Origin of the sequence: Pseudomonas cichorii (genome assembly GCF_003700275.1) — a bacterium.
In the GTDB taxonomy this organism is placed as follows: Bacteria; Pseudomonadota; Gammaproteobacteria; order Pseudomonadales; family Pseudomonadaceae; genus Aquipseudomonas; species Aquipseudomonas cichorii_B.
Map to the genome: position 1 here is coordinate 121,348 of NZ_RBRE01000013.1, position 13,586 is coordinate 134,933.

The following is a 13,586-nucleotide window of genomic DNA, read 5'->3' on the forward strand; positions in this document are numbered from 1 at the left end:
GCGCCAAACTGCGGGCAATGAAAAGGGCGACCCCCGCGAGGAGGTCGCCCTTTAGTGCATTCAGGCCTTGGCGGCGAGCAATGCTTCGAGCTTTTCCTGGTCACGGGCAAACTGACGAATGCCTTCAGCCAGCTTTTCAGTAGCCATTGCATCTTCGTTGGAAGCCCAGCGGAACTGGGTCTCGGTCAGGCTCTGACGGGCTTCGCCCGCGTTGCCTGGAGTCAGCTTCTGTTGCAGGCTGCCATTGTCTTCTGCCAGTTGCTTGAGCAGATCCGGGCTGATGGTCAGACGATCGCAACCGGCCAGTTGTTCGATCTGGCTCAGATTACGGAAGCTGGCACCCATGACCACGGTCTTGAAGTCATTGGCCTTGTAGTAGTTGTAGATCCGCGTCACGGACTGCACGCCCGGATCCTCTGCGCCTGTATATTCCTGGCCCGATGACTTCTTGTACCAGTCATAGATACGACCCACGAACGGCGAAATCAGAAACACTCCGGCCTCGGCGCAGGCCACAGCCTGAGCAAAGGAGAACAGCAGGGTCAGGTTGGTCTGGATACCGTCCTTCTCCAGCTTCTCGGCAGCCCTGATACCTTCCCAGGTGGAAGCCAGCTTGATCAGAATCCGGTCGCGGCCAATGCCGGCAGCATCGTACAGATTGATCAGGCGCTCACCGCGTTCGATCATCGCATTGGTATCGAAGGAAAGCCGTGCATCCACCTCGGTGGAAACCCGTCCAGGCACCACATCGAGAATCTTGCGGCCAATGGCAACGGCAAACTTGTCGGAAGCCAGGCCAATATCGCCCTTGCTGCCGCTGAAAGCCTCGGCCAGCAGCTCGGCATTGCTTTCGCTTGAAGCTGCCTTGAGCAGCAGGGAAGGGTTGGTGGTAGCGTCTACCGGCTTGAGGCGGGCAATGGCGTCGAAATCGCCTGTGTCAGCAACAACGGTGGTGAATTGCTTGAGTTGATCCAGCTTGGAAGTCATGAGCGTGCTCTGTCCTGTGCGGTTGGATGACATTACCCGAGCGTTGCCTGCCACTCAAGGTCGCAGACCATGATGTCTGCGCCTGATAGCATGTTTTCCTCATTCGCGGGCGATAGATGGCGCTCGGGGGTGTGGAAGCTTGATTCAGACTGGGTTTGAGCGTGGATTGGGCGGGTTGTTCCCTTGGGAGCGTCTGACTCCCGACCAGGAGAGCCAGCGAGGAGCGTACTGGACTAACAGTTGTGCCATTTGGAAGTATTCATGAGCGAGCTACTTTCCCCATCGTTTCCGAGTTCGAGACTCAGGAACAGGCCGACGTCTCATGGAAGCCTGTTCCCGGCACCAGAGAGCCGGTTGTTCATCCAAACTACATTCTGGTTTATGGTATTGCAGCAGATCATATTGAAATTGTCAGCGTGCTACATTCGCGACAGATGTATCCGTGAAATATCTGCCTTTCCTGATAAACTGCCCGCCATTCCTATTGACCCGCATCTGCGCCATTAAGCCCGTCGTGTTGTCCGTGCATGTGCGTGAGCCAATCGTGCCAATTTTGTTTGCTGAATTTTTGAAAATGGTCGCTTGATTTCAGCAAGCACTTTCAAAAAACCAGCAAAACCGGGTAAAAACCGCTGCATTAAAGATCAGTACACATGACCGTCGAAGCCTCGCAACACCCCGTAAACACTGGATCATCCCGCCCTGCACTGTCCCGCCGCTTCTCCGTTGCGCCGATGATGGACTGGACCGATCGCCATTGCCGTTTTTTCCTGCGAATCCTGTCGAAAAACGCTCTGCTGTACACCGAAATGGTCACCACTGGCGCGTTGATTCATGGTGATCGTGAGCGTTTTCTGCGTTATGACGAAGCCGAGCATCCGCTGGCCTTGCAGCTTGGCGGGAGTAATCCTGCGGATCTGGCGACCTGTGCGCGCATGGCCGAAGAGGTCGGCTATGACGAGGTCAATCTGAATGTGGGCTGTCCGAGTGATCGGGTGCAGAACAATATGATTGGTGCCTGTCTGATGGCGCATCCCGAGCTGGTGGCCGATTGCGTCAAGGCCATGCAGGATGCGGTGGCGATTCCGGTGACGGTCAAGCACCGGATCGGCATCAATGGCCGCGACAGCTATGCCGAGCTGTGTGATTTCGTCGGCAAGGTTCATGAGGCCGGTTGCAACAGTTTTACCGCGCATGCCCGTATCGCGATCCTGGAAGGGCTTTCGCCCAAGGAAAACCGTGATATTCCGCCGCTGCGCTATGACGTGGTTGCGCAGTTGAAGAAGGATTTCCCGCATCTGGAGATCATTCTCAACGGTGGGATCAAGACCCTTGAGCAGTGCCAGGAGCACTTGCAGACTTTCGATGGTGTGATGCTGGGCCGTGAGGCTTATCACAACCCTTATCTGCTGGCTGAGGTGGATCGCCAACTGTTTGCTGGTACTGAACCGGTCATCAGCCGTTCGCAGGCTCTGGAGGCGTTGCGACCTTACATCGCTGCGCATATCGAAAGTGGCGGCACCATGCATCATGTCACTCGGCATGTGCTGGGTATGGCCCATGGTTTCCCTGGAGCGCGACGCTTTCGCCAGTTGCTGTCGGTGGACATCCACAAGGCAGAAAATCCTTTGGCACTGCTGGATCAGGCCGCAGAGTTTCTGGCGGGACACTAAGCCACTTCTCGATTGGCCGGGTGGCTGCTACAGAGTGATCTATGCTCTGTGTTCAGCCACCAGCGGCAATTCACCATGTTGAATCGACGAGACTTCCTGGAGTTTTCATCGATATCTGCGTTGTTTGTCGTATCAGGTATCACCCCCGTTGCCCAAGCCGAAGAGCGCCTGAAAATGGCGCCTGCAGAGGCTTTTTCCTTTGAGGATCTGGTCCAGCGCGCGCGAACAACGGCTTCGCAGCCCTATATCGTGCCTTCCGGTCCTCCGCCAGAGCTTCTGGACAAGCTGGATTACGAAGCCCTCGGCAAGATCCATTTCCAGCCTGAGCGTGCGCTGTTCGCCGCAGGGCCTGGGCAATTTCCCGTGACCTTTTTTCACTTGGGCAAGTTCTTTCGCCGCCCGGTGCGTTTCTATGTGGTCGAGCAGGGCAATGCGCGTGAGGTGCTCTACGACAAGGCCTATTTCGATATGCCCGCTGACAGCCCGGCCCAGCAGCTTGCGCAGGGCAGTGGTTTTGCCGGGTTTCGGCTGCAGGAAAGCCGGCATGCCGATCCGAACAAGCTGGACTGGCGCAATAATGACTGGGTCGCGTTTCTAGGTGCAGCGTACTTTCGGGCCATTGGCGAGCTTTATCAGTACGGTCTGTCGGCGCGAGCTGTTGCCCTGGATGTTGCCCAGGCGGACCGACCCGAGGAGTTTCCCGATTTCACGCATATCTGGTTTGAAACGCCTACTGACGATCAAGCCGATTCAGTCATTCTTTATGCATTGCTGTATGGCCCGAGCCTGTGTGGTGCCTATCGGTTTGTGATCAAGCGTGGTCGGGGCGTGGTGATGGACGTCGAGGCTGCGCTGTTCATGCGGCGGGAGGTCGAGCGCTTCGGGATTGCGCCCCTGAGTTCGATGTACTGGTTCAGCGAGCAGGCCAGGAACGCGGCCGTCGACTGGCGCCCCGAGGTTCATGATTCCGATGGCCTGGCGATCTGGACCGGTGCCGGAGAACATATCTGGCGACCGCTGAACAACCCGCCCAGAACCATGGCTTCGGCATTCAGCGACAATAACCCGCGAGGCTTCGGCCTGCTGCAGCGGGACCGTGAATTTGCCCATTATCTGGATGGTGTGCATTACCAGCGTCGGCCGAGCGTCTGGATCGAGCCGCTGGACGATTGGGGAGAGGGCGCGGTGCAACTGGTCGAAATCCCCACTGACGATGAAATCCATGACAACATCGTTGCCATGTGGGTGCCCAGGGCGCCTGCCGGTCCGGGTGTCGATTACCGTCTGCGCTATCGCCTGCACTGGTTGGCCGACGAGCCTTACCCCAGCGAAATGGCTCGCTGTGTGGCAACCCGTCTTGGCAATGGCGGCCAGCCAGGGCAACCGCGGCCGCAAGGCGTACGCAAGTTCGTGGTGGAGTTTCTCGGTGGCGAGCTGGACAAGCTGGCGCCTGGCAATAAGCCCGATGCTGTCCTCTGGGCTTCCCGGGGAGCATTTTCCTATGTCTTTACCGAGGCCGTGCCTGATGGAGTGGCGGGGCATTGGCGGGCTCACTTCGATCTGACAGTGGAAGGCCCGGAGCCGGTGGAAATGCGCTTGTACCTGCGTCTGGGTGAGCAGACGCTTTCGGAGACCTGGTTGTATCAATACCATCCGTTTTAAGGTCAGCGCGGCCAGGGATACCGCTCGGGCTCGCCAATCTTCTTCATGAAGATATAAGCCTCGTTGTCACGTATGTGAATGCGGTAGAACCTGCGATCAACCACTGGCGCGCCAACTGCCGGATTCAGGGCAGGATCTTCAGTGCCAAACAGGCCGACCTGGGTGATACCTGCCCGTGGAAGCATTTGCGGCATGACCAGATAGTTGACGTTGAGAATGTACTTGATGACAGGCATCAGCCTGAATGTTCCTTCGGCCGCTGGCAGCCAGTTCTCGAACTGGCTGCCGTTGAAATAAAACCGGGTGACCGGTTTCAGCAGGGGTTGGCTATCCAGATCATAAGCCAGGCTATAAAGCACCTGGGTACTGAGTTCCTTTTGCAGATCCAGTACCCGGCCATAGGCATAGGCGAGTGAGGTCATGGCTATCACGGGAAATATGAGTATCAGGTTAAGCGGGCAGGGTCTTTCAAGGTTTACTGAGCTGGCCAGATAAAAGATCGCCACCAGCACACTGGAAAACCCCATCAGGACTCTGGCCTGGCTATTGAAGTCCTGTAACAACAACGACAGGCCGGGAATCACCAGTAACAGCGCAAAGGGTAAAGCAAGACCGAGTAGTAACAATCCGCCTTTTTGCAGGACATTGGTGCTGGTTGCCCATGAGCTGTAGACGATCTGAAAATAGCCCAGCGCGGCCAGAGCCAGCAGCGGAATGCCGAACAACAGATTTTCCGGAGTGAAGAGAAACCCGGTTTTCTCGCCGAAAAAAAACAGGCGCTCAGTGATTTCCGGCAGCCAGTGGCTGTCCAGTGCCAGCAATTTATTTCGACCGCTGGTCATGAACAGATAGGCGATACCCAGATACAGGATAAGCCCGGTTCCCAGTTGCAATGCCTGGGTCATCAGGAATTTTGCTGTTTCGCAAAGAGCAACTTTCTGCTTCAACTGCCGCACAAGTTCGATACAGGCAAGACCGAGAAATACGTTCAGGCTCATTTGATAAAGCGCCAGCGCAACAGCGATCAGCAGGGCGGGTACGAGAACTTTGGCTTTTGTCGCTGAAATCTTTTCATAAGTGATCGCCCGTACTACCGCAACCATGCTTAATACCATCGCCGGGCCGTCGTATTGATAGGACAGGTTTTGCAGAAAGAAGGGGTTGTAGAGCAGGGGAAGTGGCACCAGCGCATGCAGGGCTGAAGGTTTTATAAAGTAGTGTCTGGCCAGTTTTGCCATGGCGCAGGACATGAGTACCGTGGCAAACAACAAGGGCAGTGGAAAGATATCGGGCGCACCCCGGCTCAGCGTGCCAACGCTGTACAAAACGTCAATCAGTGGTCGGCCTTGCTCATGCCAGCGGCCTTCTGCGTATTGTGAAATCCAGTTGTCGTCGATATAGCGAAAGTCAGCCAGCAACAAGGGCAATATATACAAGAAACTGGCAACTAACATGAACGTCAGTAGTTGGCGGTCCGAAAGCGCTTTGCTCCAGAGATTCGCCATGCCGTGGGTGCTCCAGCATCGGCCCGTCACCTTTTGAAAAGCGAGGTGCAGGCAGTTTTTTGACACAACTTGCAGAAGACTTTAGAGGTTCACAGCGTTTCGTCAAGTCACCGTCTTATTACGCCAGTCACACACTTTTAAAAATAATCGTGAACGGCTTGCTCTGGATCAAGCAAAGCCTGTTTTGCAGTGGTGGCCGATCCTGAACGGGACTATGTTGAATACATACCCATTCAAGGAGAGATGTCATGCATAAAGTTCTGATTCCTTTTGACGGATCGGCCCATTCAAAAAATGCGCTGGACTATGTCATCGGCTTGTCAGGCCACCTTGCACGTCCACTGCAAGTGCATTTGCTCAATGTGCAGGCCAGTCCGGTCGTCTATAGCGACTATCTGGCCCCTGATATGATCGACGGCGTCAAGGCCGGGCTTTATAACGAAGCCAACCGGGTTCTTGAAGAGGCGGTGGTGTTGCTGAAGAGAGCGGATATTGCCCATCAGACTCATGTGGATCTTGGCAATGTGGCCGAGCAGGTACAGTCGGCGGTCAAGCAACTGGGTTGCGACACTGTGGTGATGGGGACTCGCGGGCTGGGCAGCTTTGGCGGCTTCCTGCTGGGCTCGGTCGCCAACCGGGTGATTCATGAAGTGTCGGTGCCGGTCATTCTGATCAAGTAATGCCCGACACCTGTTGAAGCTCAAGGCTGCGCCGGGGTTCGATACTGGCGCAGCAATTCAATGTTCTGCGGCGGCAGTAGCTGGCGCAAGGTCTTGTACAGCGCACGGGTTTCCAGCAGGTTCCAGATGCGCAGCATGGTTTCCAGGGCATCCAGCGGCTTGCTGATGAAGTCCCTCGCTCCAAGCGCCAGAGCGCGCAGGCGGGTGTCGCGTGTCGCGTCGGCGGTCAACACCATGATCGGCAGATAATCATTGCTCGGAATGCGCCGGTTCAGTTGCTCCAGCACGGCAAAGCCGTCGAACTCGGGCATATGCAGATCGAGAATCACCAGATCCGGCTCGAAGCTGTTGAACAGGTCCAGGGTTCGCAGCGGCTCGGTGCTGCTCAAGACGTTGGTCAGGCCCTCCCGGGCGAGCAATTGCTCCATCAACTCCAGGTTGGGGCGCTGGTCATCGATAATCAGGATGCGGAAATCGCCGCTCATGCAGGCTCCGGTAAATATTGGTCCAGATGCGCGAGAAATACCGGCACCTGGATGGGTTTGGTCAAAATTGCCGTGGCGCCGGCCTGGCGCAGCTCGCGATGGGTACTGTCACTGGCGTCGGCCGTGATCATCAGCACCGGAGTATTGGCCGTGCTCGGCGATTGTCGCAAGCGCTGCAATACATCGCGACCGGTAAGGTCCGGCAGGTTCACATCCAGCAGAATCAATTGCGGCGCATGTTGCCGGGCGAGGTCCAGCCCCAGTTGTCCCTGCATGCTGGACAGCAGTTGAATGCCCGGCCTGCGCTGCAGCAGGGTTTCGATCAGGGCCATGCTCGACAGGTTGTCTTCGATGCACAGGACCTTGCCATAGTACTCGACCCGGGCCGGGTGGGGTTCGGCAGGCATCGCGCTGATCCGGCGCTGGGTTGCCTCTTCGGCTTTCTGCACCTGGACATAGGGTAACTCCAGGGTGAATCGGCAGCCCTGGCCCGGCGTGCTGTGCACGGTCATGCTGCCATTCATGGTTTCCAGCAGGCTCTTGCTCAAGGCCAGGCCCAGGCCTGTGCCTTCGACATTGACGTCGGCTTCAAGGCGCTCAAAAGGTTTGAACAACTGGTCCAGACGATCCAGCGCAATCCCCTTGCCGGTGTCGATGACACTGATTGCAATCCGTTCGTCCTGCTGGCGAACCTCGATTTTTACCAGGCCATGCGGGCGGTTGTACTTGATGGCGTTGGACAGCAGATTCAGCAGTACCTGAATCAGGCGTTGACGGTCGGCAATCACGCCGACCTCGTCTGTCAGCTCCGGCAGCTCGGCCAGCTGGATATCGCCATCCGCAGCCATGGGCCATACCAGACTCAAGGCTTCCTGCAGCACCTTGGCCAGGGGAACGGGCTCCAGGTTGAGCGACAGATGGCCAGCTTCGATCCGGGCGATGTCCAGGACTTCGTTGATCAGGGTCAGCAGATGCTGACCGGCGCGCAGGATATGGCCGACCTGCGGTTTCTGATGATTGCTGGAGTCCATGTCCAGCAACTGCGCGAAGCCCAGAATGGAGTTCAGCGGCGTGCGCAGTTCGTGGCTCATGCGCGACAGAAACTCGCTCTTGGCACGGCTGGCGCGCTCGGCTTCTTCGCGGGCATTGCCCAGGGCAATCTCGGCTGCGCGGCGGTCAGTGATGTCCCGCGTGATCTTGGAGAAGCCGCGCAGGGCATCGCTGCTGTCGTATTGTGCGGTAATCACCACGCTGGCCCAGAAGCGGCTGCCATCCTTGCGGCAACGCCAGCCTTCCTCCATGTAACGGCCATGCTGGGTGGCTTCGCGCAGCGCCATGTCTGGATGCTGCGGGCATTCTTCCGGCAGATAGAACAAGGAGAAGTGCTGGCCGATGATTTCCTGCTCGGTATAGCCTTTGATGCGCTCGGCGCCAGCGTTCCAGGTGGTGACATAGCCTTGTGCATCCAGGGCGAAGATCCCGTAATCCTTCACGCCTTCGATGATCAGGCGCAGACGCTCTTCGTTCTCGCGCAGCGCCCGCTCGCGTTCGGCAAGCAACTGGCCGGCTTCCACCAGCCGGGTGCCCAGTTGACCGACTTCATCATTTTCCGGCGGCTGCGGCATCAGCGGATGACCCAACGCCAGGCGCTGGGCGTTGCCCTGTACCTGCTGCACCCTGGCCACGATGCCCCTGGACAGCATCAATACCGCCAGAATGGCGCCAAACACGCCGGAGCCTGCGGCCAGCAGCGTTGCCCACAGCAGCCGGGCGCGGGTTGCGGAAGCCGCAGCGGTGCGTTCTGCCAGCAAGGTGTCTTCGCGTTCGCGCATGGTGCGGATCCGGTCACGCAGCTCATCGAGAATGTATTTGTTCTCAATCAGGATGGTCGCGACCGAATCTCGTCCTTCCATGCTCATGCTGCGCAGGGTTTCCAGACCATCGACCTTGTTTTCGATCAGCGGCGCAATGGCTTTGAGGTGTTCGCGCATCTGTTCGTCGCGCACATTGGTGTTGAGTCGGTCCAGCGCCGCTTCGATCTGTGCCTGAGCGTTCAGGTAGCCGGGCAGAAAGTCTTCGCGCCGGGTCAGCAGATAACCGCGCACGCTGGCCGCCGCTTCGGCGAGCTGGGTGTGGACGCTCTGGATATCGCCCTGCACCAGCAGCACACGACGCACATCTTCTTCGGCCTGAGTGGTCTGGCGCTCGGCAATGTAGATGAGCGTCAGCGACAGCATCAGAATGACCAGAGGCAAGGAAATCGCCACCAGTGCCTTGCCGCGTAGCGGCAGGTCTTCCCAGCGTCTGGCGTTGAGCAAGATTACCTCCAGTCGCCGGATGCCTGGCTTACCAGGCCCAGGGCCACGCCGCGTACGGCGGCCTGGGTTCGGTCGGCGGCACCCAGCTTGCCGATGACTTTCTCGACGTGGGCCTTGGCGGTGCCGGTGGTGATGCCGAGTTTTTCGCCGATTTCCCGGTTGCTGAAACCACTGGCGACCAGCCCGAGTACCTGGCGCTCGCGAGGCGTCAGGGCTTCAGTGGCGGGGGTGCGGCTGGTGCTGCGCTCGGTCATGCGCCGCAGCAGGCGGGCACTGACTGCACTGTTGAGGGCTTCTTCGCCCCGCGCCACACGTTGCAGGCTGGCGATCACTTCGTCGCGGCTGGCGTCCTTGAGCAGGTAGCCGACCGCACCGGCACTGATGGCGGCTTCCAGGTGGTCGGTGCTGTCGTCCATGGTGAAAATCACCACTTTGAGTTCCGGCATGCGCTGCTGGAGGATTCGCGCCGCACCCAGGCCGTTGAGCACCGGCATGCGGATATCGAGGATGGCGATGTCCGGCTGCATCTGTTCGCACAGCTCGATGGCCTGCTGGCCATCGGCGGCCTGGCCGACCACCTCGAATTCCGGGTGACCGGCCAGGAGCGAGACGAATCCGGTCCGGGTTACTTCATGGTCGTCCGCCAGGACCAGGCGCAAGGTGTTGGTCATTGGGCTGCCTTGTCTATGTTGATTGGAACGGTTGCGCGGATTCGGGTACCGCATTCGGGATTGCTGATGCAGACCAGTCGGCCGCCGAGCAGGCTGGCCCGCTCCTGCATCGCTACCAGCCCCAGCTTCTGTACGCCATTGCTCCTGGTTTGCTGGTCGGTGATGAAACCACATCCGTTGTCTTCAAGCAGCAGCGAGGCGTTTGTTTCATGTAATTCAAGCGCCAGTTGCACGCTGTCGGCATTGGCATGCTTGAGGATGTTGTTGATGCCTTCCTGGGCGATGCGAAACAGGGCTATTTCCAGGTGGCTGGGCAGGCGGGTCATGGAGCGCGAGCGCCAGTGTACGTTAATTCCGGCTTCGCGCAGACGGTCGGCTTCCTTGTCGACTGCCTGCAGCAGGCCGAAATCGTCCAGTACGCTGGGGCGCAGGCCGCTGATCAATTGCCGGCCCTCACCGACGCAGTGCTGGGCCAGGGTCAGGATTGCCCGCAGGTCGGTGTCCAGCGGTTCGGGCAGTTCGGGGCAGCGACCGGCGAAACCCTGCAGGCGCTGATGCAGCCCGGCGAGGGTCTGGGCCAGCCCGTCATGCAGGTCATAGGCCATGCGCTTGCGTTCGTCTTCCTGGGCGGTGAACAACTGATTGACCAGTTCGGACATGGTGCGCTCGCGGGCGACCAGTGCTTCGAGCAGGCGGTTGTTCTCAAGATGCGCGGCAAGCAGGGTGGCCAGCAGTTGCAGGGATTCGATGTCTTCGCTGTCGGGGGCACTGATATTCACGCTGTTGGCCAGCACCAGGGTGCCGAACGAACCATCGTCGGCGCCACGCAGCGGCAGCGTCAGCACATTGGGCAGGGTGACATTTTCCCGCTCCAGCCACTGCGGCCCGATGGCCAGCGCGTCGGCGACGATTTCCAGGCTGCGCAGGCGTTCTTCGCTGCCCTGCAGGGCGGTGGTCTGCACGACATTGTCATTCCCCCACTCCAGCAACAGACCGTGATCCATAGCGACGAACGCACAGGCGCGCTGCAATACGCGCTGGCGCATGGCTTCGGGAGGCAACTGGGTCAGTTCCTGTCCGGTATCTACCAAAAGTCGCAGGCGTGCGGCACGACTTTGCGACTGACGATACTGCGTCCGGATGGCCAGGGCGCTGGCCGGATCATGGGGCGGGCTTTGCATCGTGATGTGCTCCTTGCGTGGGGTTCATGCCCGCGCGGGCACAACATGGGGTCATTAGAACCTGCCGCGACTTGGGGTGCCTATCTGCCGAATGGCATAGACAAATAACCCCGGTTGGCCGATGGCGGGCGTTATCCGGAACGGCAAAGTAGCACTCACTGAATCCCTGAACAGAATCTCTAGTAGGAGTGTTGCAATGAAACTTAAAAAAACCGCCCTGGTAATGCTTTTTGCTCTGAGTGCTCCACTGGTCCACGCAGCAGACACTGCACCTTACACCTATCGCATGGTTGCTGAGCAGCCGAGCAACGTGAATGACAAGGAAATTGCAGGTTTGTTCGATAACTGGAACAAGGCGCTGAAAACCGGCAGCTCCAAGACCGTGGTCGGCCTGTATGCACCAAACGCGGTATTGCAGCCAACGGTTTCCAACAAGGTGCGCGCCACCCCGGCTGAAATCACGGACTACTTCGATCACTTCCTGGCCCTGAAACCGGTCGGTGAGATCAACTACCGTGAAATCCGTCGCCTGGGTTCGGACGCAGCAGTGGACAGCGGTGTCTACACCTTCACCCTGACTGCCGCCGATGGCAAGAAAAGCAAAGTGCAGGCGCGTTACACCTTCCTGTACGAGCGTGTAGGCGGGCAGTGGAAGATCCTCAACCACCACTCTTCGGCGATGCCGGAAGTGCAGCCTGAGTATCAGGTCGCTCGTTGATTCAACGACCTTCTTGTCTGACGCACATCCGGGGTTTTTACCCCGGATGTGCTTTTTTGCGTCGCGAAGAATTCAGTTTCTGACGCCACTGACCTTGCGACAGTGAATCAGCGCATCGCGGATCATGAAGTTCACCAGGGTCGGGGAGACGCCCAGTTCCTTGGCGATGTCCTTTTGCGGGACACCGTGCAAACGGTACATCTCGAACGCATAGCGGGTGCGAACCGGCAGCTCAGCCAGGGCGTCGGCGATCTTTTCCAGGCTCGAGAAGTTGATGTGCGAGGTTTCCGGCGATGCGCCCTGGACCACCACATTCAGGCCTTCGTCCTCGGGGCCGGTGTACTTGAGCTCCAGCGCCTGCTTGCGATAGTGATCGATCGCCAGATTGCGCACGATCTGGAACAGATAGCTGAGCTGAGCCTTGAACGACAGAGTGATCGGGGGGGCGGAACGCAGTCTGAAAAAGGCGTCCTGCACCACATCTTCGGCGCGCGAGCGGCAACCGACGATACGGGCGGCGATTTTGACCAACAGCAGATAGTTGTCGATAAAAACCTGAAGTAAGGGTGAGTCACACTTACTTGTGAGCACTTGTTCCGTCATGGAATTCACCTTGCTGCGAAGTCGTTGGGGAGGGCGTCCCGGTAATGGGTGGCACCTTCTGATCGGCGGGTAAACTAGGCTTAATGATAATAATTGTCAAATGCGAAATCGAATCAGCACCTGTAGGCGCGTTCGTTTTCCCTGTACGCTTTTGACGCGCAGCGTTGAAATGCGACTAATTATTTCCAGATGCCATCCGTTCTCATTGATGACAGGCCCGTCCACGACTGAGGCCATGGACCAATCAGGAGGACACAATGGGTTTCGAGCGCATCGCAGCTTTTTCATCGACGGTATCGGATGGCAGGGCCTGACATGAGCACTTCTGCGAACCTGACGCTGTTCTGCCTGCCCTTTTCCGGGGCCAGTGCGATGTTCTACAGCCCGTGGCGGCGCAAGTTGCCCGAGTGGCTGAACGTTCGCCCTCTTGAGCTGCCAGGGCGTGGCATGCGCATGAATGAGCCTTTGCAGACCGATATCGTACAGCTGGCCAATCGCCTGGCCGATGAGATCAGCGTCGAACTGGATAAACCCTACGCGATTTTCGGACATAGCCTCGGCGCCTTGCTGTCCTTCGAGCTGGCGCATGTCCTGCGCGCACGTGGCTTGCCTGCACCGCTGGTCATGTTTCTCTCGGCCTCGGCAGGGCCGGTGCGTCGCGATGTAAGCGAATACGCCGTGGCCAAGACCGATGAACAACTGGTCGCCCGCTTGCGCAAGCTCAAGGGCACCAGCGAGAACGTGATTGCCAACGATGAACTGATGCAACTGATGTTGCCGATTCTTCGCGCCGACTTCCTGGCCTGCGGCAGCTTCAAGTATGGCGAGCGCGAGCCACTGAGCGTGCCGATCCATGTGTTTGGCGGCAAGCAGGACAGTGTCACGGTCGAGGAACTGCTCGACTGGCAGGAAGAAACCTGCACCGGTTTCTCGCTGGACATGTTCGAGGGCCATCACTTCTATCTGGTCGATGAGCAGGCCCAACTGCTTCGTCACCTGCGGCGCTATGCCGAGCAGCACTTGACCCGCTGGCGCAACAACAGTGCGCGGCACATGGCCCTGGCGGCCGGTTAATCCCTCCATTGCCCCACGCGCGCCTGTAC

At 58.3% G+C, this 13,586-nt stretch carries 12 protein-coding genes and 1 pseudogene; 6 read left to right on the forward strand and 7 right to left on the reverse strand.

The window, feature by feature from the left end; all coding sequences use genetic code 11:
• Positions 1–60: 60 nt before the first annotated feature.
• On the reverse strand, positions 61–987 hold the full coding sequence (tal, locus tag ALQ04_RS03210; protein WP_122314411.1) for a transaldolase: 927 nt from the start codon (positions 985–987) through the stop codon (positions 61–63).
• 332 nt (positions 988–1,319) lie between these two features.
• On the opposite strand from tal, the pseudogene ALQ04_RS27120 reads away from it, so the two are divergent.
• The 3 genes and pseudogenes from ALQ04_RS27120 to ALQ04_RS03225 all read left to right on the forward strand — a co-directional run.
• Positions 1,320–1,433 (forward strand): annotated as a pseudogene (locus ALQ04_RS27120) (type II toxin-antitoxin system RelE/ParE family toxin); the annotation flags it as partial.
• Positions 1,434–1,640: 207 nt separating this feature from the next.
• Entirely contained in the window at positions 1,641–2,660 is a 1,020-nt protein-coding gene (dusA, locus tag ALQ04_RS03220) for a tRNA dihydrouridine(20/20a) synthase DusA (protein ID WP_122314413.1), read from the forward strand.
• 174 nt (positions 2,661–2,834) lie between these two features.
• The gene (locus ALQ04_RS03225) at positions 2,835–4,322 is read left to right on the forward strand and encodes a glucan biosynthesis protein (RefSeq protein WP_259644890.1); all 1,488 of its coding nucleotides are present in this window, start codon (positions 2,835–2,837) and stop codon (positions 4,320–4,322) included.
• 2 nt (positions 4,323–4,324) lie between these two features.
• Here the strand turns inward: ALQ04_RS03225 and ALQ04_RS03230 are convergent, their stop codons facing one another.
• The gene (locus ALQ04_RS03230; protein ID WP_122314414.1) at positions 4,325–5,827 is read right to left on the reverse strand and encodes a glucosyltransferase domain-containing protein; all 1,503 of its coding nucleotides are present in this window, start codon (positions 5,825–5,827) and stop codon (positions 4,325–4,327) included.
• 248 nt (positions 5,828–6,075) lie between these two features.
• Here ALQ04_RS03230 and ALQ04_RS03235 point away from each other — a divergent pair, with 248 nt between their 5' ends.
• Positions 6,076–6,507 (forward strand): universal stress protein, encoded by a 432-nt coding sequence (locus ALQ04_RS03235; protein ID WP_122314415.1) that lies wholly within the window; start codon positions 6,076–6,078, stop codon positions 6,505–6,507.
• A gap of 20 nt (positions 6,508–6,527) precedes the next feature.
• Here the strand turns inward: ALQ04_RS03235 and ALQ04_RS03240 are convergent, their stop codons facing one another.
• The 4 genes from ALQ04_RS03240 to ALQ04_RS03255 all read right to left on the reverse strand — a co-directional run bounded on the left by ALQ04_RS03240 (position 6,528) and on the right by ALQ04_RS03255 (position 11,162).
• Positions 6,528–6,992 carry a response regulator gene (locus tag ALQ04_RS03240; protein WP_122314416.1) on the reverse strand — a complete coding sequence of 155 codons (465 nt, stop codon included), beginning with the start codon at positions 6,990–6,992 and terminating at the stop codon, positions 6,528–6,530.
• Entirely contained in the window at positions 6,989–9,229 is a 2,241-nt protein-coding gene (locus ALQ04_RS03245) for an ATP-binding protein (protein WP_122314442.1), read from the reverse strand. The genes ALQ04_RS03240 and ALQ04_RS03245 overlap by 4 nt, the downstream gene beginning before the upstream one ends.
• A gap of 83 nt (positions 9,230–9,312) precedes the next feature.
• Complete coding sequence (locus ALQ04_RS03250) at positions 9,313–9,981, reverse strand: response regulator transcription factor (protein ID WP_122314417.1); 669 nt, start codon at positions 9,979–9,981, stop codon at positions 9,313–9,315.
• Positions 9,978–11,162 (reverse strand): sensor histidine kinase, encoded by a 1,185-nt coding sequence (locus tag ALQ04_RS03255; RefSeq protein ID WP_122314418.1) that lies wholly within the window; start codon positions 11,160–11,162, stop codon positions 9,978–9,980. Before ALQ04_RS03255 ends, ALQ04_RS03250 begins: the two co-directional genes overlap by 4 nt.
• Before the next feature lie 196 nt (positions 11,163–11,358).
• Between ALQ04_RS03255 and ALQ04_RS03260 the strand changes: the two genes are divergently transcribed.
• Positions 11,359–11,880, forward strand: coding sequence for an SgcJ/EcaC family oxidoreductase (locus tag ALQ04_RS03260; protein WP_122314419.1), 522 nt, complete (start codon positions 11,359–11,361; stop codon positions 11,878–11,880).
• A 72-nt stretch (positions 11,881–11,952) separates the two neighbouring features.
• On the opposite strand, the gene ALQ04_RS03265 is transcribed toward ALQ04_RS03260, so the two are convergent.
• Positions 11,953–12,483 (reverse strand): RNA polymerase factor sigma-70, encoded by a 531-nt coding sequence (locus tag ALQ04_RS03265; protein ID WP_122314420.1) that lies wholly within the window; start codon positions 12,481–12,483, stop codon positions 11,953–11,955.
• A gap of 315 nt (positions 12,484–12,798) precedes the next feature.
• On the opposite strand from ALQ04_RS03265, the gene ALQ04_RS03270 reads away from it, so the two are divergent.
• Positions 12,799–13,557 carry a thioesterase II family protein gene (locus tag ALQ04_RS03270; RefSeq protein WP_122314421.1) on the forward strand — a complete coding sequence of 253 codons (759 nt, stop codon included), beginning with the start codon at positions 12,799–12,801 and terminating at the stop codon, positions 13,555–13,557.
• Positions 13,558–13,586: the final 29 nt, after the last annotated feature.